21 protein-coding genes are annotated in these 25,241 nt (G+C 59.3%); 8 read left to right on the top strand and 13 right to left on the bottom strand.

The features are described 5' to 3' along the window. Window positions 1-4: 4 nt before the first annotated feature. From ACEN8R_RS14715 to ACEN8R_RS14685, 7 genes are all read right to left on the bottom strand, one after another. Window positions 5-1,798, bottom strand: coding sequence for an alpha/beta fold hydrolase (locus tag ACEN8R_RS14715; protein WP_495624163.1), 1,794 nt, complete (start codon window positions 1,796-1,798; stop codon window positions 5-7). A 205-nt stretch (window positions 1,799-2,003) separates the two neighbouring features. After that, window positions 2,004-2,939, bottom strand: coding sequence for an SdiA-regulated domain-containing protein (locus tag ACEN8R_RS14710; RefSeq protein WP_018928222.1), 936 nt, complete (start codon window positions 2,937-2,939; stop codon window positions 2,004-2,006). Then, on the bottom strand, window positions 2,936-4,456 hold the full coding sequence (locus tag ACEN8R_RS14705; RefSeq protein WP_018928221.1) for an ArnT family glycosyltransferase: 1,521 nt from the start codon (window positions 4,454-4,456) through the stop codon (window positions 2,936-2,938). The genes ACEN8R_RS14710 and ACEN8R_RS14705 overlap by 4 nt, the downstream gene beginning before the upstream one ends. 3 nt (window positions 4,457-4,459) lie before the next feature. Next, complete coding sequence (locus ACEN8R_RS14700) at window positions 4,460-4,738, bottom strand: lipid-A-disaccharide synthase N-terminal domain-containing protein (RefSeq protein WP_018928220.1); 279 nt, start codon at window positions 4,736-4,738, stop codon at window positions 4,460-4,462. Continuing rightward, window positions 4,735-5,475, bottom strand: a complete 741-nt coding sequence (locus tag ACEN8R_RS14695; RefSeq protein WP_018928219.1) for a glycosyltransferase family 2 protein — start codon at window positions 5,473-5,475, stop codon at window positions 4,735-4,737. The genes ACEN8R_RS14700 and ACEN8R_RS14695 overlap by 4 nt, the downstream gene beginning before the upstream one ends. A gap of 49 nt (window positions 5,476-5,524) precedes the next feature. Next, window positions 5,525-6,502 carry an NAD-dependent epimerase gene (locus ACEN8R_RS14690; RefSeq protein WP_495624162.1) on the bottom strand — a complete coding sequence of 326 codons (978 nt, stop codon included), beginning with the start codon at window positions 6,500-6,502 and terminating at the stop codon, window positions 5,525-5,527. Between the two features lie 279 nt (window positions 6,503-6,781). After that, window positions 6,782-7,570 (bottom strand): alpha/beta hydrolase, encoded by a 789-nt coding sequence (locus tag ACEN8R_RS14685; RefSeq protein WP_026286591.1) that lies wholly within the window; start codon window positions 7,568-7,570, stop codon window positions 6,782-6,784. 246 nt (window positions 7,571-7,816) lie between these two features. Here ACEN8R_RS14685 and ACEN8R_RS14680 point away from each other — a divergent pair, with 246 nt between their 5' ends. Then, window positions 7,817-8,635: an aldo/keto reductase gene (locus tag ACEN8R_RS14680; RefSeq protein ID WP_018928215.1), complete on the top strand. Its 819-nt coding sequence runs from the start codon at window positions 7,817-7,819 to the stop codon at window positions 8,633-8,635. A gap of 185 nt (window positions 8,636-8,820) precedes the next feature. On the opposite strand, the gene ACEN8R_RS14675 is transcribed toward ACEN8R_RS14680, so the two are convergent. The 3 genes from ACEN8R_RS14675 to ACEN8R_RS14665 all read right to left on the bottom strand — a co-directional run bounded on the left by ACEN8R_RS14675 (window position 8,821) and on the right by ACEN8R_RS14665 (window position 12,571). Then, window positions 8,821-10,635 (bottom strand): DAHL domain-containing sensor histidine kinase, encoded by a 1,815-nt coding sequence (locus ACEN8R_RS14675; protein ID WP_064616905.1) that lies wholly within the window; start codon window positions 10,633-10,635, stop codon window positions 8,821-8,823. 171 nt (window positions 10,636-10,806) lie between these two features. Then, window positions 10,807-11,790: a zinc-dependent alcohol dehydrogenase family protein gene (locus ACEN8R_RS14670; protein ID WP_028939745.1), complete on the bottom strand. Its 984-nt coding sequence runs from the start codon at window positions 11,788-11,790 to the stop codon at window positions 10,807-10,809. A 34-nt stretch (window positions 11,791-11,824) separates the two neighbouring features. Then, entirely contained in the window at window positions 11,825-12,571 is a 747-nt protein-coding gene (locus ACEN8R_RS14665; protein WP_111453726.1) for a cyclic nucleotide-binding domain-containing protein, read from the bottom strand. A 215-nt stretch (window positions 12,572-12,786) separates the two neighbouring features. Between ACEN8R_RS14665 and ACEN8R_RS14660 the strand changes: the two genes are divergently transcribed. After that, the gene (locus ACEN8R_RS14660; protein ID WP_258613449.1) at window positions 12,787-15,168 is read left to right on the top strand and encodes a phosphoketolase family protein; all 2,382 of its coding nucleotides are present in this window, start codon (window positions 12,787-12,789) and stop codon (window positions 15,166-15,168) included. Window positions 15,169-15,184: 16 nt separating this feature from the next. Here ACEN8R_RS14660 and ACEN8R_RS14655 read toward each other — a convergent pair whose 3' ends face one another. The 3 genes from ACEN8R_RS14655 to groL all read right to left on the bottom strand — a co-directional run bounded on the left by ACEN8R_RS14655 (window position 15,185) and on the right by groL (window position 19,257). Continuing rightward, window positions 15,185-15,610 carry a potassium channel family protein gene (locus tag ACEN8R_RS14655; protein WP_258613451.1) on the bottom strand — a complete coding sequence of 142 codons (426 nt, stop codon included), beginning with the start codon at window positions 15,608-15,610 and terminating at the stop codon, window positions 15,185-15,187. Between the two features lie 55 nt (window positions 15,611-15,665). Then, the gene (ftsH, locus tag ACEN8R_RS14650; RefSeq protein WP_018928209.1) at window positions 15,666-17,492 is read right to left on the bottom strand and encodes an ATP-dependent zinc metalloprotease FtsH; all 1,827 of its coding nucleotides are present in this window, start codon (window positions 17,490-17,492) and stop codon (window positions 15,666-15,668) included. Between the two features lie 148 nt (window positions 17,493-17,640). Next, window positions 17,641-19,257 carry a chaperonin GroEL gene (gene groL, locus ACEN8R_RS14645; protein WP_064616909.1) on the bottom strand — a complete coding sequence of 539 codons (1,617 nt, stop codon included), beginning with the start codon at window positions 19,255-19,257 and terminating at the stop codon, window positions 17,641-17,643. A 298-nt stretch (window positions 19,258-19,555) separates the two neighbouring features. On the opposite strand from groL, the gene ACEN8R_RS14640 reads away from it, so the two are divergent. The 6 genes from ACEN8R_RS14640 (at window position 19,556) to ACEN8R_RS14615 (ending at window position 25,219) form a co-directional block, all read left to right on the top strand. Beyond that, on the top strand, window positions 19,556-20,053 hold the full coding sequence (locus ACEN8R_RS14640) for a BCAM0308 family protein (protein ID WP_018928207.1): 498 nt from the start codon (window positions 19,556-19,558) through the stop codon (window positions 20,051-20,053). A 73-nt stretch (window positions 20,054-20,126) separates the two neighbouring features. Next, complete coding sequence (locus tag ACEN8R_RS14635; protein WP_495624161.1) at window positions 20,127-20,360, top strand: hypothetical protein; 234 nt, start codon at window positions 20,127-20,129, stop codon at window positions 20,358-20,360. Between the two features lie 175 nt (window positions 20,361-20,535). Next, the gene (locus tag ACEN8R_RS14630; RefSeq protein ID WP_111453733.1) at window positions 20,536-21,420 is read left to right on the top strand and encodes a universal stress protein; all 885 of its coding nucleotides are present in this window, start codon (window positions 20,536-20,538) and stop codon (window positions 21,418-21,420) included. 72 nt (window positions 21,421-21,492) lie between these two features. After that, on the top strand, window positions 21,493-23,256 hold the full coding sequence (gene acsA / locus ACEN8R_RS14625; protein ID WP_457326931.1) for an acetate--CoA ligase: 1,764 nt from the start codon (window positions 21,493-21,495) through the stop codon (window positions 23,254-23,256). After that, complete coding sequence (pdhA, locus tag ACEN8R_RS14620) at window positions 23,253-24,236, top strand: pyruvate dehydrogenase (acetyl-transferring) E1 component subunit alpha (RefSeq protein WP_018928203.1); 984 nt, start codon at window positions 23,253-23,255, stop codon at window positions 24,234-24,236. Before acsA ends, pdhA begins: the two co-directional genes overlap by 4 nt. Beyond that, on the top strand, window positions 24,233-25,219 hold the full coding sequence (locus ACEN8R_RS14615; RefSeq protein ID WP_026286590.1) for an alpha-ketoacid dehydrogenase subunit beta: 987 nt from the start codon (window positions 24,233-24,235) through the stop codon (window positions 25,217-25,219). Before pdhA ends, ACEN8R_RS14615 begins: the two co-directional genes overlap by 4 nt. Window positions 25,220-25,241: the final 22 nt, after the last annotated feature.

Here is a 25,241-nt window from a genome sequence, read left to right as displayed (position 1 = left end):
TTTTTCAAAACCATGTCAGCACTTTCCACACTCCTAGCACGTACAGCATGAAGGCAATCACGCTGTGCCATTGCCCACGATCCATGTCCAGTAACGGTGTCAGTAAGAAGTATCCCCCCAAGACAACCAGGAACAGCACCAACAGCATGAGTTGAGGTGCATAGTGTCCGAGCCCTACAGTCCACGGGCTTCTTTCACGGGCAAGATCGGGTTCCGCGGGTTTGTTTCCATCGAGAATGAAAGAGGCGATGACGTCCCAGTTTTCCTCTTTCAACGCAGCGCTGTGACCTCCTTTCACATATTCCGATTCGAAGAGTTCTTTGTCTTTCTGTTCGAAACCGTCATGGCCTGCGCTGCCAAGATCCTGCAACCTGAGCATCTGGAAAGTGCGGGGGAATATGGCAACGACCCAATCGGCACTGGCAACGAAGTTCACGACACGTTTGACCCGACCCAAACCGGTCAAGGTCTTCCAGTCATAATTGACGTTCACCACACTTCCGGCGAAAGCAATGTGTTTGAAGCGCAAACATGAATAAGTATTGAGGGCTTTGGCCAGCATATAGGTGCCGTGGCTGTGCCCAACATAGGAGAATGAGGCATCAGGGTAGACCGCTTTGTTCTCCGCGTAGCGATCCATCAACCACTCCACTCGTTTTCGCCGAATACTGGGTAGCAAAAAGGGCAGCATGGCGAAGTATCCGTAACTGGACGTCTCGGTTTTGATGATTTGTTTTTGCGGTGTCGGCCCAACAGTATTGGTGTTGATATGACGGTCAATGATCTTGTTCCGTTGGCGAGCCAGGGCAACAATCCGTCGGGCGATTTTCTGCGTCCAGTAGCCTTGGTCACGGATTCCATGAATGACAAACACCACATCGGTGATGGATTTGTCGGGTTTTGGCAGATTCTGGTCTGTCGGAAGGATAGATAAATCACTGAGTTCCTGCCGGGATGAATTGATGGCTTTGATTATCACTTGTCGCCGTAGATGACCCGCCGCGGTGTCATCGGCGTCGACCACGTTGACATGGCCTGACTTGGGCACGTCGAGATAATAGAAGTCATCGCCGGCGACAAGGTCGATGTTGTCCTCGGGAGAAACCAGGTCATCGGTAGAACCCAGTAATTGAACGGTGATGGCAGACGTTGATGATTCACTTTTGGCTTGCCTGCGCATCGCCATCCACTGAAGGCGCAGCTGTGTCAAAAAGGGCGCACCGTGATGAGTGGTGAAGGCCAGTGGCGTTAATCGGCCCATGGTTATCGCCATTACCATGTTACCGAGTGCAACCCCGGCCCCCCACCGCAGAAAATTAATAAAGGAAAGGTGAGGGGACAGACGCCAGCCTCGATTGATCGCTGCAAGCAGGATCACCCGCTTGACGCGCGAAGCCCACGGGCGTTTTACAGAACCTTTTAGCTGAGGCTCAAAAGGCGCTTCCGGCGTTTCTCCGCAGGCGCATACATAAACCTTGCGTGCCAGCAGAGCGCCCATGCTGTGCCCAATCAGGTAAATACCTGCAAAACCGTGTTCCGAGTTTTGCCAGAACCCATCGATTTGTTCCATTACAGATAGCGTGATGTCGCAAGGATCCGCGAAAGACAAGGTTCCAATCGGTAAGTTAGGGATGAAGATAATCGGCGCTGGAGCTTTACGCTGCTCCCAGGCTTGCAGAACCGCAGTCTTAAGATGTTGCAGCTGTTTTTCGGAGCCGCCCATGGCATGAAACAGCACAATCAGATCCTTCTGTTCCTCTGGGCCGGTGATTTGGTCATCGTAGGTAGGCTTTTCCATGTCCTCTCCCAAGTTCTGAATGTGCTGAAACGGTGGTATGGGGCTCGAATTGGAATATAGCCAAGAATCTGGAGATGGAGACGGACTTGCAGACCTGCCGAGTCGATCCCGGATCGCCGGGCTCGACTCGACCATTTCAGAGCGCAGTGTTGGTGCTGCATCAGGCCTGCACGCGAAGAGGCCGGCCCACCCAGCACAAAACCCATTAAGGCTTCTGCTGATTCTCCGCCACCGCAGCTTTGGACTTGGAGAACCGATAGAACAGGTTGGGCTCGCTCACAATGTACAGCTCGCCGGAGGTGTCCATGGTCATGCCTTCGGCTTGCGGTATGGTTTTTTTCAGGTCATTCAGGCCGAGCAGGGAGCGGAAGCTGACGAAGTTGCCGTCCTGGTCCAGTTCGGTCACGTTGCTGGATTGCTCGCTCAATAACAGCAAGTGACCGGTCTGCGGGTCATAGTAACCCTCGGAAAGGTCCAGGCCGAAGACGCTACGGTCAATCCAGTGGGTCAAGTCCTGGATGTGCACCTGCAACGGGCTGCCGATGGATGCCAGCATGCCCGTGACCGTAAACAGCTGCCGCGGATCGCGCTCCTTGATCGCGAAGATACGATCATTGGCCGCATCATAGGTCACGCCTTCAAAGCCCTTGTTGTGTTCGCTCAGGTTGATCTCGATGGCAACGAACGGGGCGTTCTCGACATGGATCGGGCCAGGGCTGTCCGGCAAGGTGATGACGTACAGTCGCTGCAACTGTTCATCGGCGATCACTACGCGTCCGTTACCCAGGTAAGCAAGACCTTCGGTGTCCTGGAAGCCGATCAGCGGGTAACGTTCAAGCAGATCGCCGTTGCGGTTCATGGCCACAATCTGCATGGGCCCACCATTGGTGATGCCCAGCAGTCGATCATGGTCCGGGTCATAGGCGATGCCGGACAGATTGGTGATGTCCGCGACAGGCTTGGCCTGGATCACGGCTTTATAGTCCGGCAGCCAGATATTTTTATCGGGCGCCTGATTACCATGCCAAAGAGTTTTCCAGTACGCATACAGCTGCTGGTGAACCATGAAATGTGCAGAAACCACGTAGGCGCCAAGCAATACAACAATGAACAATATCCCCAGCTTCCCTCTCTTGCTCATGACTTGTCCTTGTCCCAGCTGAAGCGATAGACCTTGGCGGGTTGTCCGGGCTGGCATTGGCCGTTATCGGCATCGGCGCCGACGATCGACCATTGCGCGCGAGACGTTTCGCCGAGCTCATGAGCGGCCTCGGGATTGAAACACTTGCTCAGCACTTCGTCCGGGACCAGGGCGTAGGCATCACGGTGTTCGCGTAGCCATTGCGCCGCTTGTTCGACCGAGGAACTGCTCATCCCGAAATGCACGATCGGCTGCCGGGCGAATAACCAGTGGCCCTCGCGCCAGTCGACCAGCACCAGCTCGGCACCGTGGGTCATGGTCGCCGCCTGCGCCATGATCGCTTCGTGGGGGTTCGGACCTTCCTTGATCGGCTCGATGAACCCGCGGGCGAACCACAGAACGAACCAGCTCACCACCAGCGCCTGGAATACCCGCATACCGCGCGGACGTTTTCCGAACCAGCGCTTGAGCAGCCAGGGAATCAGCGGCGCCGCCACCAGCACCAGACCGGGCAATGCCGGATAGATGTACAACTTGCGCTTGCCGGTGCTCAGGCAGAAAAACAGCACCACCAGCACGACCCAGCTCAACAGCACCAGCACTCGACCGTCGTGCTTGCGCAGTTGCTTGCGCCAGGCCGGCACCAGCCACGGCAGGGCCAGCACCAGCGGCAGCCAGTATTGCGGGATCACGTTGACGAAGAAGTACCAGAACGGTTCGCGATGGTCCCACGCGGCGGCATAGCGTCCCGCTGTCTGGCGCAGCAGGATTTCTCGCGCATAGGCGACTTCTTCCGCGGTGCCATTGAGCACAATGGACAGTGCCAGAGGCAGCAGCCATATCGCGATAGCCCCGAGCGCCACCAGAAAGCCCAGGAACCATTTGCGCTTCTGGCCGGGCATGGCCACCACGCCGGACCAGTTTTTGCGCACCGCGTAGGCATACGGAATCAGCATCAAGGCCGGGACGAAGCCGACCCCTTTGGTGATTATGCCAATGCCCATGGCGGCGCAGCCCACGTAAAACCAGCGCCAGGCTGGCCCGAGCAGCAGGTGCCGCGCCAGTCCGTACAGACCCAGGGAGGTGAACAGAATCAACAGGCTGTCGATCTGGCCGGTACGCAGGATGCTGTAAGTCTGATAGGTGGCCAGGTACAACAGCGCGGCTATTCGACCGATGCGCTGATTCCACAGCCGGCGGCCCAGGTCGTAGACCACGGCCGTGACCGTCGCCGCCGACAACATCCCCGGAATATACAGGGCGAGGGCGGGCAGGCCGGTGAGCCACGCGAAGAACGCCACCATCCACATGAAGACCGGCGGTTTATCGCCGTAGATCTCCGCAGCGCGGTGAGGGATGAACCATGACCCGTTGTGCAGCATCTCCAGCGCTACGCCGAGGAAACGTTCCTCGTCGACGTTTTGCGGTTGACGCAGCCCCAGGCCAGCGCCGATCAACAGCAAGGCAAGCAGCACCAGGCCCAGGCATTCGATGCTGGGCGACAGGGTTTTACGCATGGCTCAGTCCTTCAGGTGTTTGGTGCGGGCAATCAATTGCAAATTGCGCAGATAGACGATGGAACCAAAGGCCTGGCCAGCGATGAACACCGGGTCTGCCCGGTAAATGGCATAAGCGAGCAGCAGGGCGCTGCCGACAATGCTCAGGTACCAGAAACTCACCGGGATCACGCTGCGTTTTTTGTACTCGCTATACAGCCACTGCAGGATGAAGCGACCGGTAAAGGCGATCTGGCCAGCGAAGCCGACCACCAGCCACAGGGTTTCGCGGGAGAGGTTCATCCTTCGATCTCCTGCGCGTTGGTGTTCAACCGCGTGCGCTTGATCAGCCACCACACACCGAACAGGTCGAGAATGCCCACCAAGGCGCGGTCGATGTTGCCGTATTTGGACACGCCCGCGGTGCGGGGCCGGTGGTTGACCGGGTGGACGATCATTCGGCCGTTGTGACGCTGGATCAGCGCGGGAATGTACCGATGCATGTGGTCGAAGTACGGCAGGCGCAGAAACGCCGCGCGTTCGATCAGCTTCAGCCCGCAGCCGGTGTCCGGGGTATCGTCATTGAGCAGGCGGCGACGCAGCCCGTTGGCAAAACGCGAAGCCCAGCGTTTGCTTGCGGTATCGCGGCGGTTGACCCGGTGCCCGGCTACCAGCTGAACGTCGACCAGACCCTTTTCACCGCGCACCAGCGCCAACATCCCGGGGATGTCCGCGGGGTCGTTTTGACCGTCACCATCAAGCGTGGCCAGCCATTGCCCCCGGGCGGCGATTGCCGCGTGGTAGAGGGAGGTGCTTTGCCCCAGCGAGCGCTCATGGCGCAGGATGCGCAACGCGTCCAGGCCATTGTTTTTCAGCTGCCGCAGCTCATGCAGGGTGGAGTCGGTGCTGCCATCGTCCACCACAATGATTTCGTAGGCCTCACCGTTCAATGCGGCGTGGACTTCCTCAAGTAACGGCTTGAGGTTGTTTGCTTCATTCTTTGCTGGAATCAATACAGATACAAAAATGTCTTGGCTCATAGAGTCCTCTCCCTTGCTCCCTGGTCTATTTTTATCAAGGGCTAACGTTTTATATCTGATAGAAGTGGCGATACCACTTCACAAATTCCGCTACGCCAGTTTCAACCGCCACTTGAGGGCGGAAATCGACCCACTCGGCCAGCGCCGAAATGTCGGCCCAGGTCTTGATCACATCGCCTGCCTGTAGCGGCATGAAATTGCGTTGGGCCTTGATGCCCAGCGCCGATTCCAGGCAGTCGACAAACTCCAGCAGTGGCACGGGTTGGCCACGGCCGATGTTGAAAATCCGGTTTACGCCAGCGCCCGGCTCGTTCGGCACCGGTGGCTTGGAGCGCAGGCGGGCGACGCTTTCAACGATGTCGTCGACATAGGTGAAATCGCGCGACATCTGGCCATGGTTATAGATGTCGATCGGCAAGCCTTTCAGGATCGCCTCGGTAAACTTGAACAGCGCCATGTCGGGGCGCCCCCAAGGTCCGTAAACGGTGAAAAAGCGCAGGCCGCTGGCCTTCAGGCCATAAAGGTGGCAATAGCTGTGCGCCAGCAGTTCATTGGCGCGTTTGCTGGCGGCGTACAGCGAAATGGGGTGATCGACGGTGTCTTCGACACAGAACGGCATTTTGCTGTTGGTGCCATACACCGAGCTGCTCGAGGCATAGATCAAATGCGCGGGGCGATGTTGCCGGCAAGCTTCCAGCACATTCAGAAAGCCCACCAGATTGGACTGCGCATAGACATCCGGGTTGTCCAGTGAATAGCGAACACCCGCCTGGGCGGCCAGGTGCACAACTTCGGTGAAAGCATGTTCTTTGAACAAGGCCATCAAGGCCGGTTTGTCGACGATGTCCAAGGCCTGGAAACGAAAGCCCGGCAAGGATTCAAGCTCTTTGAGCCGTGCGTGTTTGAGTTCTACGCTGTAATAGTCGTTGAGATTGTCGATACCGACGACTTCAAGGCCTTCTTGACACAAACGCTTGACGGTGTGATACCCAATAAAACCGGCGGCGCCAGTAACCAGAACCGTCATGAGGCCTGCGCCTGTGCGTGACTGATTCCGATTCTGCGCAAAGGGCGCTTTTGCATCACAATCCCCTGTAAGTACTCGCTGATCAGTATATTTTTTGGGCTTTTTGCCACCATTGGCTCCATGCCTTGCTCCATTGTATTGGTAAAGTTCTGTGCAGTGCACATCATGAGCCGCAGAAATGGCAGCCGTATACCCTGCCAGTTGGATTGTAAAAAAAACGTTAAGTAATTACTTCGTTTTTCTGACCACCTGCTTAAAGGCGTGCTGGTATGAGGGTACTCACAACGCGGCGCCTAGCATTTGCAGGTAGTTGGGGCTCTCGGAGATCGAGTTGTGGCCCGTGTCCGGTATGACCTGCAGCGAGGCCACGCCTTTGGCGAAATGGGTGTAGAGCCGGTCTGTGCTTGCGCGCGGTATGACTTCGTCGTGCTCGGCCGCAACCAACAGCGTCGGGACGGTGATGTGAGCGGCGTATTTCCAGGATTCGAACTTGTCCTGCAACAGCCATTTCACCGGGAACCAGGGAAACTGGCGGGCGGCGAGGTCTTCAAGGCTGTTGTAGGGCGTGATCAGGATCAGCCGCGACGCCGGGCGCTGGCTGGCGAGGCGCACGGCAACGCCTGAACCCAGGCTGCGTCCGATCACTGCAATATCGGGATGGCTGTTGTAGACATAGTCGAACAAGGCCATGGCGTCACGCTGAATCGCCTCCTCGGACGGCGACCCGGTACTGCCACCGTAGCCTCGGTAATGCAGCAAGTAGATCGCATGATCCGCAAACGCTTGCGAAAACCCGGGCAGGCTGCGGGAAACGTCCTCGGCATTGCCACCAAAGTAGATCAACGCCTTCGGCCCGTCGTGCGGCCTGACGGTCACCAGCACCTGCGCGTCGGCGACTGACAAGGTAAGAAGCGATTCGGGTGTGTCGATGGCGCGAGGTTGCGGGTAGTAGATGAGGGCCCGTTGAAACACGAACAGCGCGACGCAGAGCAGCAGGTATGCAACGGCAATGAAAGCGAAGATAGACACCAGGGTTCGCGACATTCGGCTAAGTTTAGTGGACGGCATGGACTGCTTCGGGCCTTGAGACAGCTATTGCTGGAGCGTCGCCAGAGTGTAGTCCAGCAATTTCAGCTGTGCAGAAGCGCCGCCCAATGCCCGTGTGGGTGCGAGCACCTGTGGCGAGGGGGCTCGCCCCCGTTCGGTCGCGAAGCGGCCCCAAAACCTGCAATCGCGGTACACCACATGCAATGGTTTTACGACTGCTGCGCAGCCGAACGGGGGCAAGCCCCCTCGCCACACGGAGGCAAGAACATGCTGACCCGAGCCATTCCTTCCAGCAACGAGCCGTTGCCCATCGTCGGCCTGGGTACTTATCGCGGTTTTGATGTCACGCCAGCCGACGCTGCTTACAAGCAACTGCAGGCGGTGCTCAGCGCGTTGTTCGAGAAGGGTGGAAAGGTGATCGACAGTTCGCCCATGTACGGTCGCGCCGAGCAGACCACCGGTGAGCTGCTGTCGATCCATCGCCCTCGCTCGCCGGCCTTCCTGGCCACCAAGGTCTGGACCCGTGGCCGCGAAGAAGGCATCGCGCAGATGGAGCAGTCGTTCAAACTGTTGCAGACCGACCGGATCGACCTGATGCAGATTCACAACCTGCTGGACTGGAAAACCCATTTGCCGACCTTGCGTCAATGGAAGGCAGAAGGGCGCATCCGCTACATCGGCATCAGCCATTACACGGCGTCGGCCTACGACGAAGTGGAGGCGGTGTTGAAAGGCGAGCCGATGGATTTTTTGCAGATCAACTATGCCCTGGACGACCGCGCTGTCGAAAAGCGAATCCTGCCGCTGTGTCGTGAGCGCGGTGTGGCGGTGATCTGCAATCGGCCCTTCGGTGGCGGCGGCCTGATCGCTCGATTGAAAGGCAAACCGCTACCGGGGTGGGCTGCGCAAGTGGGGATCAACAGCTGGGCGCAACTGGCGCTCAAGTTCCTGCTGGCTCATCCGGCGGTGACCTGCGTCATCCCCGGCACTGGCAACCCGCGCTACATGGCGGAAAACGCCGGTGCAGGTTTCGGCCCGATGCTCACGGATGCACAGCGCCAGCAATTGATTGCGCTGGTGGGGTGACGGCTACCTTGTAGCAGCTGCCGAGCAGCGCGAGGCTGCGTTCGGCTGCGCAGCAGTCGTGAGTCCGACTGACGCGGTCTGCCTGATGCACCGCAAGCTCTGGTTTGACGACGGCTTCGCCGCCGAACGCAGCCTCGCAGGCTCGACAGCTGCTACCAGCGAACGCAGCCGCTGCTCGGCAGCTGCTACAGGCTTACGGCGGCTGGCATTACTTGCGCCATCTCCAGCGGAATTTCCAGGGTAAAAATCGCTCCCTGGCCGGGTCCATCGCTATGGACGCGAAGGTGCCCGTTCATTTCCACCGCCGCGAGTGCGCAACTGTGCAGGCCAAAACCATGACCTTCCTTGCGCGTGGTAAAGCCGTGATTGAAGATGCGGGCCATGTTCTCGGCGGCGATCCCTTCGCCCTGATCCTCTACGCTGAAGCGCAGCGTTGCGTTATCGATAATCCTGACGCCCAGCGTCATACGGCGCTGATGATCGCTGACCCTGGACATCGCATATTTGGCATTGCTGATCAGGTTGATCAGGATCAACAACAGTCGGTGTTTGTCGCCGATGATGGTCGGTGTGGCCTGGTAGTCTTTGATGACGGTGACATGGTGCCGGCTCAAGGCGCCGGAATTCATGCGTAACGCATCTTCGAACAGATCGACGACATTCAACGGCTCGACCAGCCGGGCGGCGCCGGCATAGGCCTGTTGGGTGGCAACAATATCCTTGATGTGATCGATGCTCTTGGTGAGTTGCGCCAGCTCGTCAACGATGCTCGATTGCTCGGTCGCGATGGAATCGACCAGTTGATTGAAGTAAAGGGGCAGCAGTTTGCCTTTTTCATCGTGCGTCATGAACTGCCCCAGGTCTTCGGCATGTTCATTGATCATTTTTACCGCTTTGCCCAGGCCGAGGGTTTTGCTGGTCGACAATTTGCGGGTGATCAATTCCGCGGAGACGTTAACGCTATTCAACACATTACCGACGTTGTGCAGCACGTTGGTCGCGATCTCTGCCATACCGGCCATCCGCGCGGCGTCGATCAGTTCGCGCTCGGCTTCCAACAGTTCATGGGTGCGTTCCTCGACGCGTTGCTCCAGCCGCTCGTTCGCTGTCTGCAATTGGTTGTTCATCTTATTGATCAGCGCATAACTGCGAATCAGACGGGCGGCCAAGTACAGCAGCAGTAGCGCCATGATGCCAGCGCAGATCCCCAGGTAAAGGTGGTATTGGCGATCTGTCGCGGCTGTGCGCCGTTGTGTCTCGTTCAATAACTCGTTGATGCTGTCCAGTTGCTGTGCGACCGGAATGACACTGATGCGATCAACCAGGTCATTGACGATGGGCTGCTCTCGCACAATGGCATTCACAGCGTCTACAAGTGCAGTGAAAGTCGGGCGCCGTTCAGGCGGCAGTTGATTGATGTACTCATTCAGATATTCCAGATGCCCGGAGATTTCCTCAGCCCGTTCGCTGCTGACATAGAGGGCGTATTCAAGGGTGTCCAAGGTAAGGTCGAACACCACTGAGGCCGCCCGAGCATCCACCGACGAGAGTTTGTCGTTGGAATCTTCCTGCAACACCCGAATGGCATCTTCCAGCGTAGGCAGGGCCTCGAATGCTGTTCGCAAGGCCGTGTTGTGCTGTTTGAATTGCTCAACCAACCGGGCTTTGTTTTCTACCGCCTCCAGATAGCCCTGGCGTCGGGTTTGCCAAAGGGTCGGGAGCGGGCCGACAGCGTTGAGGCTATCGAGCTGTTGCCAGCGCTCTTCCGCTTCAGGCGGCGCCACCAGCAACAGGTTGTTGTTCATGCCGATTTTGGCTCGCAGGAGCTTCACGTTCCAATTGGCATCGTATTGCTTGAGTTGACGAACGAAGTCGCGCGATTCGAAGTAGGTCGATGTGTCGTACGAGTAGGATTTGATCAGCAAAAATATCAGTACGCTGAAGAGGGTCAGTGCAATGGCTGCCAAGGCAGACCATTTGTAATGATTAGAAATCTGCATGGCGGCATTCCTCCCTGATACAGGCTGTCCTGAGAGAGAGAGGCTGCCAACGGTCAATTAATTCCATTTTTTGCGCTCCCTGCAGAATGACGAGGCATCGCCACGTCATCCGTAAGCCTAGCGTTGTTGGTGGACGGTGCCGGAAAAAACACCGAACGGCAGGGGCGAGCGTCAGGGGACGAGCACGATCGCCCCTTTGACCTGACCGGCCCGCAGGCTTGCCAGCGCCTGATTGGCATCGTCCAGGGCAAAACAGGTGACGTCGCTGTGCACGGGCGTATGGCGCAGTTCGGCAAAAAACGCGGTGCCGTCTTCGCGGGTCAGGTTCGCCACCGAGCGGACGCTGCGTTCGCCCCACAACAGTCGATAGGGGAAGCTGGGGATGTCGCTCATGTGGATGCCGGCGCAAATCACACAACCGCCCTTGACGCTGGCCTCCAGCGCCAGCGGCACCAGCGCACCGACGGGGGCGAAGATCAGGCTGGCGTCGAGCGGATGCGGTGGTGGCTGATCTGAAGGGCCTGCCCACACGGCTCCCAGAGTCCGGGCATAAGCCTGGCCCTCGCTGTCGCCCGGTCGAGTGAAGGCGTACACCTGCTGCCCCCGGCCCCGCGCCACCTGAATCGCCAGATGCGCCGCCGCGCCGAAGCCATAGAGGCCCAGGTGGCGTGCACCTTTGGCCATTTGCAAGGCGCGAAAACCGATCAGCCCGGCACACAGCAGCGGTGCGGCTTCGGTGGTCGAGAGCGCGTCCGGGAGGGGGAAACAGAAGTGGGCATCGGCAACCGTGTAGTCGGCATAACCGCCATCCCGATGACAGCCGGTGAACTGTGCCCGGTCGCAGAGGTTTTCACGGCCCGAGCAGCAAAACGTGCACTCACCGCACGTCCAGCCAAGCCAGGGAACGCCGACGCGCTTACCGACCCAGTCGGGCGAAACGTCGCCACCCACCGCCGTCACTTCACCGACGATTTCATGGCCCGGCACCCGCGGCAGCACTGCTTGCGGCAGTTCACCGTCCACTAAATGCAGGTCGGTGCGGCACACGCCACAGGCCAAAACCTTGATCAACAGTTGCTGCGCGCCGGGCTGCGGCACGGGACGTTCTTCCCGTTGCAGCGGCTGGCCGGGGGCATGCAGAACCATGGCGCGCATGACGATTCTCCAAAAGCCGATGCACCGCAAGGCGTTACAGGGGGGATTCCCGGTGGCAGCCGGCGACCAGTTGCTTGAGCCCGTCCAGATTCAGCACTTTGACGTTACGCCCGGAAATCTCGACCAGTTCCGAGTCCCGTAGATGAGCGATGCCCCGACAAATGGTTTCCAGACGCAGGCCCAAGTAGGAGCCGATCTCTTCGCGACGCATCTTCAGCACAAAGTCTCTGGACGAGTAACCCCGAATGCTCAACCGTTGCGACAGGTTCAGGAGGAAGGCGGCCAGGCGTTCATCGGAGTTCATGTTGCCCATCATCATCAGCAGGTTGTGCTCACGGACGATTTCCCGGCTCAGGATCTTGTTCATGTTGTGCTGCAACGAGGGCAGCTCCAGGGCGAGTTTCTCCAGTTGGGCGAAGTTGAAGGGGCAGACTTCACTGTCCTCCAGGGCAAAGGCACTGCAAGTGTGATGATCGTCGCTAATAGCGTCCAGACCGAGCATCTCGCCGGGGATCTGAAACCCGGTGACCTGCTCGCGGCCGTCGACCGACAGCATGCTGGTCTTGAATGAACCGATCCGCACCGCGTAGAGCGAGCGCAACGGATCGCCGGCCCGGTACAGGGCTGCACCTTTTTTAACCTTTACACGCTGAATGATCAGGGTATCCAGTCGTTCGACTTCGTTGCTGGTCAGGCCAATCGGCAGACACAACTCCAGAACGCTGCAATTGGAGCACGCGGCTTTCAGATAGTGATGTTGATATGGCCGGGTTTCAGGCATCGCAAAAACTCCCCCTGACAGGAGCTTAGAGCATAGTTCGGATCCCCCGTTTCAATCGGGCGTTTACAGATAGAATCGATGAGCGGGGAAAATCTTGTTCCTGTTGAGCCGGGATAGACGGCCCAAGACTTGATGTAAATCAAGTCTTAGGCCGTGCAGACACCCAGAATCGACGCATGTCTCCCGGTTTACCGGGGCCCCTGGCGGAGGACGTCATGAGCGATTTTCTGAGTGCCGAGCAACTGGAAGGGCTGGATGCCTACTGGCGGGCGTCCAATTACCTGGCGGTCGGGCAGATCTACCTCAAGGACAATCCGCTGCTGGCGGTGCCGCTGACGCTGGCGGATGTAAAGCCACGGTTACTGGGGCACTGGGGCACGACGCCGGGGTTGAACCTGATCTATACGCACCTCAATCGCCTGATCACGGCCCACGACCTGAACATGATCTTCATCGCCGGCCCCGGGCATGGCGGGCCGGCCATCGTGGCCCAGACCTACCTGGAAGGCACGTACACCGAGCTCTACCCGTCGGTGGGGCGCAATACCAATGGCCTGGCCCGACTGTTTCGGCAGTTTTCCTGGCCGTATGGCATTTCCAGCCATGTGTCGGCGCAGATTCCGGGATCGATCCATGAAGGCGGCGAGCTGGGCTACAGCCTGGCCCATGCCTACGGTGCCGCGTTCGACAACCCGGACCTGATCGTGGCGTGTGTGATTGGCGACGGCGAGGCGGAAACCGGGGCGCTGGCGGCCAGTTGGCATTCCAACAAGTTTCTCAACCCGGCGCGTGACGGGGCGGTGCTGCCGATTCTGCATTTGAACGGATACAAAATCGCCAACCCGACGGTGCTCTCCAGCATCAGCGAGGAGGAGTTGTCGGCGTTGATGTACGGCTATGGCTACGATCCGTATTTCGTCGAAGGCGATGACCCGGCCGAGGTTCATCAAACCCTGGCCAGAACGCTGGACACCATCGTGCAGGAAATTCGCGACATTCAGCGGGGCGCGCGTCAACGATCGTCGTCCCGGACGCTGGAGCGACCCCTGTGGCCAATGCTGATCTTGCGCACGCCCAAGGGCTGGACGGGGCCGACATTCGTCGATGGCCAGCGGGTCGAAGGCACCTGGCGGGCGCATCAAGTGCCCTTGGCCGACTTCCAGCAGCCGCAGCATTTGCGGCAACTGGAGGAATGGCTCAGCAGTTACCGCCCCGACGAATTGTTTGACGCCAATGGCACCTTGTTGCCCGAGATCGCGGCGCTGGCACCGACCGGCCATCGGCGAATGAGCGCCAACCCCCACGCCAACGGTGGGCTGCTGTTGCGCGCGCTGGATCTGCCACGGTTCACCCAGTATGCGGTGAACGTCGAGGCGCCCGGTGGCCTGCGGGCTGAGGCCACGCGGGTGCTGGGCCGGTTTTTGCGCGACGTGATGAAATGCAATCTGACGTCGAGCAATTTTCGCCTGTTCGGCCCGGACGAAACCGCCTCGAACCGGCTGGATGCGGTGTATGAAGTCAGTGCCAAGGCGTGGATGGAGCCGCTGGGGCCTGATGACGTCAATCTGTCGGCCGATGGCCGGGTGATGGAGATTCTGAGCGAACAGGTGTGCGAAGGCTGGCTCGAAGGTTATTTGCTGACCGGCCGGCATGGGGTGTTTTCCTGTTACGAGGCGTTCATCCACATTGTCGACTCGATGTTCAACCAGCATGCCAAATGGCTGAAAACCGCCGCCGAAGTGCCATGGCGCAAACCGGTGGCCTCGCTCAACTATGTGCTCACCTCCCATGTCTGGCGCCAGGACCACAATGGTTTTTCCCATCAGGACCCGGGGTTCATCGATCTGGTGGCGAACAAAACGGCGGACGTGGTGCGGATCTACCTGCCGCCCGATACCAATTGCCTGCTGTCAGTGGCCGATCACTGCCTCAGGAGCCGCAACTACATCAACGTGATCGTGGCCGGCAAGCAACCGGAGTGGCAGTGGCTGGACATCGATGCCGCCATTCGTCATTGCCAGGCCGGTATCGGACGCTGGGACTGGGCCTGCCGCGATGACAGCGATCCGGACGTGGTGATGGCCTGTGCCGGCGACGTTCCGACCCTGGAAACCCTGGCGGCGGTCACTTTGCTGCGCGAATACGTGCCGGATCTTCGGGTGCGGGTGGTCAATGTCGTCGACCTGATGGTCCTGCAGCCGTCGTACCACCATCCCCACGGTTTGCCCGACAGCGCCTTCGATGAATTGTTTACCGTCGACCGGCCGGTGATCTTTGCCTTCCACGGCTACCCCGCGCTGATCCACCGGCTGCTGTACAAGCGCACCAATCATGAAAACTTCCATGTTCGCGGCTTCAAGGACGAGGGGGCGACCACCACGCCGTTCGACATGGCAGTGCTCAATAATCTGGATCGGTATCAGTTGGCCCTGGATGTCATCGAGCGCGTGCCCAGGCTGCACGATCAACTCCAGACCGCCCGGGCGCGCTACTGGGCGACGATGGAGAAACACAAGCTTTACCTTATCGAACACGGGCAGGACATGCCCGAAGTGATGGAGTGGCAATGGACGCCTGCGCCGGGCAATCAGGGTTGATGGAAGGCGTCGGGCGCTATTTGTTCTTCCAGTATTTCTGCATCTCCAGGAACAGGAACGAAGCGGTCCAGGAAATCAGCACCAGCCCCGTCAGTGCCTCCAATCCGGTCAGGTACTTGAGGTTTCCCATGGGTGAAATGTCGCCGAAACCGATGGTCGTGAACGTGGTGAAGGAAAAGTACACGCAGTCCATGAACGAGCCATCGAAATTGCCGCTCAGGCTGCCCCATTCGCCGGAACGGATCAGCAGGTAATAGACCAGCGCGAAACACCAGACTTCTACCGCATGAGCCACCATCGCGCCGAATACCCCGACGACGATCCGAAAGCGGCTCCAGAGTTTGAGCCTGGGCAGCCAATCGTTCAGACGCAGCAGGCATTCGTAGTGAATCACCACCGTGATGACCACCACCAACGTGTTGATTAGCGTGACTGCGAACATGATGGGCCTTCAGCGATGGGGGCAGGGCGCCGTCTGCGGGCGATTGTTCGCAGCGTCATGGGGCTGGTAATGCCGGGGTGGGCTTGAATGGCATCAGCGCCGGGAACTCCTCGGGCGTGAGGGTTTCCTTTTCCAGTAACAGGCGGGCGCCCTCGTCCAGGTCGGCCCGACGACTCTGAAGCAGCGCCTTGGCCCGTTGGTAGGCTTCATCGAGCAGGGCGCGAATACCCAGGTCGATTTCCCGGGCGGTCTGTTCCGAGTAATCCTTTTCGCCCATCGTGGCCATGCGATCTCCCAGGTACGTTGGGGTTTGCTTTTCCAGCACCGATTGTCCGAGCTCGGGGCTCATGCCGAAGCGGGTGATCAGTTGCCGGGCGATATCGGTCGCGCGGCCCAGATCGTCGGCGGCCCCGGTGGAGATCTGGCCGTAGACAAGGTCCTCGGCGGCGCGTCCGGCCATCAGCACGACAATCCGGTCCTTGAGTGTCTGGCAACTGATCAGGAAGTGATCCTCGGTCGGTCGCTGCAAGGTATAGCCCAGCGAGCCGATGGCCCGGGGCACGATCGAAACTTTATGCACCGGGTCCATGGCCGGCAGGCTGCTCGCGGCCAGGGCATGCCCCATCTCGTGATAGGCCACCACCCGGCGCTCGTCGGCATCGAGCAGGCTGCTCTTGCGTTCAAGCCCCGCGATAAGGCGTTCCACTGCGGCGGTGAAGTCGTTCAGGCTGACCGCCTCGGCGCCGCGACGGGTGGCGACGATGGCCGCTTCGTTCACCAGGTTGGCCAGGTCGGCGCCGGTGAAACCAGTGGTGATTTCGGCGATACGTGCGCTATCGAGGCCTGGTTCCACGGTGATTTTCTTCAGATGAACCTTAAGAATCGACTGCCGCCCTTTGCGATCGGGACGGTCGATCAGAATCTGCCGGTCGAAGCGCCCTGCGCGCAACAGCGCCGGATCAAGGACCTCCGGCCGGTTGGTCGCAGCCAGCAATACCACGCCCTCACGCGGATCGAAGCCGTCCAGTTCGGCCAGTAACTGGTTGAGGGTCTGTTCTTTTTCGTCATTGCCGCCTAACACGCCGACGCCACGCATCTTGCCCAGTGCGTCGAGTTCATCGATGAAGATGATGCAGGGCGACGCCTGGCGTGCCTGTTCGAACAGGTCGCGGACGCGGGCCGCACCGACCCCGACGAACATTTCGACAAATTCGGACCCCGAAATCGAGAAAAACGGCACACCGGCTTCACCGGCGATGGCTTTGGCCACCAGGGTCTTGCCGGTGCCGGGCGGGCCCACCAGCAAGGTGCCCTTGGGAATGTGCGCGCCCAGGCGTGCGTATCGGGCCTTGTCCTTGAGGAACGAGACGATTTCCACCAGTTCGGCCTTGGCTTCGTCAATGCCCGCGACATCGGCGAAGGTCACTCCAGTGTCGCGTTCGACAAAGATCCTGGCCCGCGACTTGCCGACATTCATCAACCCGCCAAGGCCTTGTTTGTCCGCCATCCCGCGAAACAGGAAATGCCAGAACACCATGATCATTATGAACGGCAACAACCAGCCCAACAGGCTGTTCATAAAGGTGTTTTCGTTGACCCCGGTAAAACCGACGCCCGATTGGGAGAGTTCGGTCGCCAGCGCCGGATCGACCCGCACCGTGGAGAACCGGTCACGTCCGTCGATGGGCTCCACCAATTTGCCGCTGATCCGGTCCTTGTCGATCTGCAAGTCACTGACTTTTTGCTCGTTCAACAATTGCATGAACTGGCTGTAGGGCAGGGGCTGCACGGCCTGGCGCTCGACAAAGAAGACCTGCATGAGGCCCATGACGATAAAAGCGATCGCGAAGTAGGACAGGTTCCACCGGTCGTTCTTTTTCATGGCCTTGGCTCAGAGTGTGAACGCATATCGGTAAGCCAGCGGCCATCCCGTTTACTATAAAGATAGCCTGCTTCAGCTTCTCCCTCGCGCAGGGCGCCGGATGATGTGCACAGAGACCTCGGGTCTGGATCACCTCACCTCGTGCCGGTCATTCAGGAAACGGTGGCTGGGCAGGCGATTCCTTTTCTGGAATATCCGTCATGGTCGCCTCGGTGAGCAGCAGGACACTGGCAACCGACACGGCATTTTCCAGGGCAATACGCACCACCTTGGTCGGGTCGATGATGCCGGCTTCGTACATGTCCACATAACAATTGGCTGCCGCATCGAAGCCCACGTTGCCCGGTTCGGCGAGCATGCGGGCAATGACCACGCCGGCATCCACCGCCGAGTTTTCAGCGATGAACCGGGCCGGTGCTTCCAGAGCCCGGCGCAGAATCTGCAGGCCGGTTTTGACATCGCCCTCATGGCTGGCTTCCTCGGCTGCGATCATCGGCACCGCCTTGAGCAGCGCCAGGCCGCCACCTGGAACAATGCCTTCGGCGATCGCTGCCCGGGTCGCGGAAATCGCATCGTCGAGTGCATCCTTGCGCGATTTCATTTCCGCTTCGGAAGGCGCGCCGACGCGGATCACTGCCACGCCGCCAGACAGCCTGGCCAGGCGTTCCTGAAGTTTTTCCCGGTCGTAATCGCTGGTGGTGTTGTCCATTTGCACGCGGATCTGTTGCAGGCGCGCCTCGATAGCTTCGCGTTTACCTGCGCCGCCAATCAGCGCCGTGCTGTCTTTTTGCACCACGACGCGATGAGCCCGGCCCAACTGGCTCAATTCCACCTGTTCGAGGCTGATCCCCAACTCATTGGAGATCAGGGTTGCGCCGGTCAGAACGGCAATGTCCTGAAGCATTTCCTTGCGTCGATCACCGAAGCCTGGCGCCTTGATCGCCACCGCGCGCAATACCCCTCGAATCTGGTTGACCACCAACGTGGTCAACGCTTCACCCTCTATGTCGTCGGCGATCAGGACCAGTGGCTGGCCGCTTTTGGCAATCAGTTCCAGCAATGGCAGCAGGTCTTTGAGCACGCCGATCTTATGGTCACAGAGCAGCAGGTAGGCATCGTCGAGTTCGGCCTGCATCTTCTCGGTATCGGTCACGAAGTAGGGCGAGACATAACCACGGTCCAGGCGCATCCCTTCCATGACCTCGACCACTGTTTCGGTGGTCTTGGACTCTTCGACACTGACAACACCTTCAATGCCGACCTTTTCCAGAGCGTCGGCCACCAGCTGACCGATGACCGCGTCGTTGTGGGCCGAAAGCGTGGCCACCTGGGCCTTTTCCTTAGGCGTGCTGACCGGGCGCGATTGCGCCAGCAGTGATTGCATGACCAGAGAAAGCCCCCGGTCCATACCGCGCTTGAGGTCGATCGCACTGGCACCGGCGACGACGTTGCGGATGCCGTCAGCCAGGATTGCATGGGCCAGGACCGTCGATGTGCTGGTCCCGTCCCCCACGGCCTCGCCGGTGCGTTCCGCCGCCTGACGCAGCATTTGCGCACCCAGATTCTCCTCGGGGTCCAGCAGGTCGATCCGTTTGGCAATCGTCACGCCATCGTTGCAGACCGTCGGATTGCCCCATTTATTCTGAATCAACACCGATTTCGATTTCGGTCCCAGGGTCACCCGGACAGCGTCCGCCAATTGTGTGGCTCCGCTGAGGATTTTCTCGCGAGCGCCAGCACGAAACAGGATTTTAGTGTGAGCCATCAGGTTGTTCTCCTGAAGAGTTCTGCATTGTTTCAGCTTCTATGAAATGGCACGTGCAGCGTTGATTTTTATCAACAAAGTCACACAGGCAGGCGTGCAGTCGCAGTACGTACCGTTCGGATGGTCGACCGTCGGTTGTTGGCCCGAATTGACAAATATCAACCTGCGCCGCAGCAAACCGGGCCCAAATGAAATCTTCAAATCCACCGTGTTTTCAGTGGACCTGACTGGAAGGGGGGGCGATTTGAAAACACGGTTCGCGTGGGATTTTTAGCCAACTCATTTGCGAGGAAAGACCATGGACAAGTTTCAGCAGAGTCAGAAAAACCAGCTGTTCAAAACACCGGCCCATGATCCTTATTGCTTGCCGAAAATCGAAGGCTCTGCCGTCTGCCCGCAGTGTGGGGCCGCTTACCAGGCAGGTAACTGGACCTGGAAAGTTCCTGAAAACACGGTGGTTCATGATGCGCAATCAGTGACCTGTCCAGCCTGTCAGCGTACCAATGACAACAAGCCGGCGGGTACGCTCACGCTATCGGGCAGCTTCTTGCCCGCGCATCGAAACGAAATCATCAACCTGATCGAAAACACCGAGAAAAAGGAAAAAGCGGAGCATGCCCTGGAGCGCATCATCAGCCTGACCGATTCGGAGGGGGCGCTGGTTGTGACCACCACAGGCATCCATCTCGCGAACCGCCTGGGTCATGCACTGAAAGCGGCCTTCAAAGGGCACGCCGATTATCAGTACAGCGATGATGAGTTCGGGGTGAACATCGACTGGAGGCGTGACGAGTAGAGCCGGGGGAAGGTGTACTCGACGCTACAAAACTTGAAGAAATGACAGGAGGTCGGGATCGAGGAGTACGACCATGATCGCCAATGATTCAACGACAAAATCCGCCGCCTGTTCTGAGTCAATCAATCGTTGCGCGGAGCTCTTTTCCGAAGCCGACCGACTGAGCAAGCAAGCCTATGCGTTGTTGAACGAGCCTGTTTCGACCCAGACGATACAACGATTTTCTGCAGCGAAAAAACTGGCGGATGACAAATACCGTCAAGCCCACCAGGAATGGTTGAAAACCATGAACAAGAGCGACCCATGATGGAGGGCTGCTGCCGGTAGCCTGCCCGGCGAAGGTATTTGATTTATATCAACGCCAAAGCGATTCCAACGGAGGAGTCTGAGGTGACGCTGGTGCCTGGTCCAGCGAGGGCGCAACGACCGCGCCCTCGCAACAGGCCATGGCGCGTTGAAGTCCACCTGCCTGGAGTCAGATCATGAGCCAGTATCAACGGTTGTTATTGATCATCAACCCGGCCCTGCGCCAGTCTCCTGCGATACAACATGCGGCGGCCCTGGCCAAGGCCAGCGGGGCACGTTTGCATATCGCTGCCTTGATAAAGTCGTTGGATATTCTGTCGCTGCTTGAAGAGGGCGTGCGGGAAACGGCGCGGGAAACCTACCTGCAGGACCACCGCGACTGGTTGAAGTATCAGGCAAAAAATATCCGTGGCCTGGGGATCGAGGTGACGGCAGAAGTGGCCTGGGCCGATGACCTGCAGCAGGACATTCTGGATCACGTCACGGAAATGCAGCCCGACCTGTTGATCAAGGAGGTTCAGCATGAATCGGCGCTCAAGCGCGCGTTCTTCACTCCGCTGGATTGGCACTTGCTGCGCCACTGTCCAGTGCCGGTCTATCTGATTGGCGGCAGTGGCCATACCTTGCCGCACAAGATCGTGGCCGCCGTTGACGCTTCGGGTACCGATGCCGACAAAGAGTTGAATGACCGGATCATCCAGCAGGCCAATGGCCTTGCGCTGCAGTGCAATGCCGAGTTGCACCTGCTGTATGCCTGCGACACGACAGACTATCTGGGCGATATGGGCGGCGGCGGCCTGACTCTGTCGCAGCTGACCAAGCAGTTGCGCAGGGAACTGGAGAAATCATTCCTGGCGCTGGCCGGTCGGTACGGTGTGGCCTCTGACCGCCGGCATTTCATTCTGGGGCACCCGGTCTCGGCGCTGAGTGAGTTTGCCGAGGAAAATCAGGTGGACGTGATCGTGATGGGCAGAGTCCAGTCCCATGGATTGAACAAACTGGTGGGCAGCACGACCGAACATATTCTGTATCAGGTGCCATGCAGCGTCCTGGCGGTCTAGGGACAGTCCCGTTCACGGTTGATCACACCCCTGGGTGACGGGTTGTGATGAACAGCCGTTGAGGTGAAGCCCATGCATTTGCCGATGATCAAAAAGAAACTCACCCGTTTGCCGACAAAGCCCAATTGGCTGGACAGCGAGCAAGCCCGCGCAGCCTTTTCATGGCAGGTGGAGGCGCTCGAATTGGCCGGATTGCCAGGGGGCGGGATGAACCTCGCCTATGAGGCGGTGGATCGGCATGCAATGGGAGGGGAGCGTGAACATACGGCGTTGCGCATTCTCGATCGCCATGGCGGGCACCGCGACATCAGCTACGGGCAACTGAGCACGCTGACTAACCGCTTTGCCAATGTGCTGAAAACATTGGGCGTGGCCCCCGGTGAACGCTTGTTTGTGCTCTGTGGCCAAGGGCTGGAGCTGTATCTGGGCGTGCTCGGTGGCTTGAAGCTCGGTTGCGTGGTTTCGCCGTTATTCTGCGCGTTCGGCCCCGAGCCCATCGAAACCCGGATGCGTCTTGGTGAAGGCAGCGTGCTGTTGACCAGCGAAACTCTTTATCGACGCAAGATCGCGGCGGTTCGTGAGCATTTGCCGGCACTCAAGCATGTACTGCTGTATGACGCCGAGGGTGGGGATACGAACGCTGTTGAGGGCACCCTCAACGTGCATCGATTGCTGGCCGAAGCTGCTGACGATTTTGACATCGCCCGGACAACGGTCGACAGCCCCGCACTTTTACACTTCACCAGCGGGACGACCGGCACCCCCAAAGGCGTGTTGCATGTGCACGGCGCCGCGTTGACGCACCGGGCCACCGCCAAATACGCCCTGGATTTACACCCTGAAGATATTTACTGGTGCAGCGCCGATCCGGGCTGGGTCACGGGGACTTCATACGGGATTTTCGCGCCGCTGCTGATGGGGGTGACCAGCGTGGTCGAGGGCAACGAATTCGATGCCGAACGCTGGTACAGGATTCTCGAAGAGCAACAGGTGACGGTCTGGTACACGGCACCGACGGCCATTCGCCTCTTGATGAAAGCCGGTGACGCCTTGGCGCGCCGCCATCACTTTCCCTGCCTGCGGTTTATTGCCAGTGTCGGCGAGCCGCTCAATCCCGAGGCTGTCTGGTGGGGCAAAGAGGTGTTGGGGCTGCCGATCCACGACAACTGGTGGCAGACCGAAACCGGCGGAATCATGATTGCCAACACGGTCTCGATGGCCATTAAACCGGGCTCCATGGGCAAACCCTTGCCCGGTGTCGAGGCAGCCATCGTCGAGCGCAAGGCGGACGGTTCGCTGGTGTTTCTCGAGGCAAATGAAGTCGGTGAACTGGCTCTGAAACGACCGTGGCCCGCCATGTTCCGTACTTATCTGGGGCAAGAGGAGCGCTATCGACGGAGCTTCGTCGGTGAGTGGTACCTCAGTGGCGATCTGGTGCGTCGCGATGCCGACGGTTATTACTGGTTCGTTAGCCGCGGCGACGACGTCATCAAGTCGGCCGGGCACCTGATCGGCCCGTTCGAGGTGGAAAGCTCACTGATGGAACATCCGGCGGTGGCCGAGGCTGCCGTGATTGGCAAGCCCGATCCTCTGCTGGGTGAAACCGTGAAGGCGTTTGTTTCGCTCAAGAGCGGATTCACCGCCAGCCCGGCCCTGCACGATGAATTGCTGGGCCATGGACGCAAGCGTCTCGGTGCCGTGGTCGCGCCAAAGGAACTGGCGTTCATGCAGGCACTGCCGCACACCCGCAGCGGAAAGCTCATGCGACGTCTGCTCAAGGCCCGGGAGCTGGGTTTGCCGGAGGGCGATACTTCCAGCCTGGAGAATCCGTCATGAGCCTGCAATCGTTGCCCAAGGACTTTGCTCTCGACTTGCTGCGAGACATGGTGCGCATCCGTCGCCTTGAGGAGCGCGCCGGCGAGCTGTACGGGGAGGGCAAGATCCGTGGCTTCCTGCACCTGTACATCGGTGAAGAAGCGGTGGCGGTCGGCGCTTTGCATGCGCTGGCAGCCGACGATGCGGTGGTCGCGACGTATCGCGAACATGGCCATGCCCTGATCAAGGGAGTGCCCATGAAGACCATCATGGCCGAGATGTACGGGCGCCAGGAAGGCTGCTCGCGAGGGCGTGGCGGTTCGATGCACTTGTTCGATGCCGGTACACGTTTCTTCGGCGGCAATGCCATCGTCGCCGGCGGCTTGCCGCTCACCGTCGGCCTGGCGCTGGCCGAGCGTATGCAGGGTGGATCACGGCTCTCCACGTGCTTTTTTGGTGAAGGTGCCATGGCAGAGGGGGCATTTCACGAGTCGATCAACCTGGCCGCTCTGTGGCAGTTGCCGATGCTGTTTTGCTGCGAGAACAACCTCTATGCCATGGGCACGGCCCTGGAGCGTTCGCAGTCGCAAACCGACCTGTGTGCCAAAGCTTCGGCGTACAAGGTCCAGACCCGGTCTGTCGATGGCATGGATGTGGTCGCGGTGTACGAAGCTACCCGTGAAGCGGTTGAACATATCCGGCAAGGGCGCGGGCCTTTTTTTCTGGAGTTTCGTACCTATCGGTTTCGCGCCCACTCGATGTTCGACCCGCAGCTGTATCGCGACAAGGCCGAGGTGGAGCAGTGGAAGACCCGCGGACCGATTCACACCTACAGTGCCCGGCTCAAGGCCGAAGGCCTGTTAGACGAACCCGGTTTTCTGGCGATCCTGGCCCAGGTGGACGCTGAAGTGGAGGCCGCCATCGCTTATGCCGAAAGCGCCAGCCTGGAACCGCTGGAGGATCTGTCTCGCGATGTCTACACCCCGAGGGCCGCGCCATGAGCACTCGCATGACCTACCGCGATGCGTTGCGCGAGGCCCTGCGTGAAGCGTTGCAACGCGACCCTCGGGTGTTTCTGATGGGCGAAGATGTCGGCCGTTACGGTGGCAGCTATGCCGTCTCTTTGGGGCTGCTTGAAGCATTCGGCCCGGAACGCATTCGAGATGCGCCGTTGTCCGAATTGGGCTTCGTGGGGGCCGGTATCGGGGCGGCGCTGGGGGGCATGCGGCCGATCGTAGAAATCATGACCGTGAACTTCAGCCTGCTCGCCCTCGATCCTCTGATGAACACCGCTGCTGCCCTGCGGCATATGTCCGGCGGACAATTCTCGGTTCCTCTGGTGGTGCGCATGGCGACGGGCGCGGGACGTCAGCTTGCGGCGCAACACTCTCACAGCCTCGAAGGCTGGTATGCGCATATCCCCGGGCTGAAAATTCTCGCCCCGGCGACCGTCGAGGATGCACGCGGCATGCTCTGGCCTGCGCTGCTGGATCCGGACCCGGTGCTGATTTTCGAACACGCCCAGCTCTACAACATGGAGGGTGATACCGGCGACTGGAAGGCTCTGGATATCAGTGCCGCAAAGGTCCGTCGAGTCGGCAAGGACCTGACCCTGATTGCGTATGGCGGCACCCTCGGCAAAGCCCTGACAGCGGCTGAGCAACTGGCCGGGGAGGGCATTGATTGTGAAGTCATCGACCTGCGGGTTCTGCGCCCTCTGGATGACAGCACAATCATGACCTCGGTCTGCAAAACCCGCCGCGCCCTCGTCGTCGATGAAGGCTGGCGCAGCGGCAGCCTGGCAGCGGAAATCATCACGCGGATCGTCGAGCAGGGCTTTTACGAACTGGATGCACCGCCAGCGCGGGTGTGCAGCGCCGAAGTGCCGATGCCTTATCCCCGGCATCTTGAAGAAGCCGCACTGCCTCAAGTGTCGACGATCGTCGCCGCCGCACATGAGCTGTGCGAGGGGAATGCAACGTGATGACAGGCATGTACCGCGTCCA

The sequence above is a fragment of the Pseudomonas sp. Pseusp15 genome, assembly GCF_059492165.1.
Note: the sequence above shows the minus strand (reverse complement) of the source record. Positions and strands in the feature narration are given on the sequence as shown.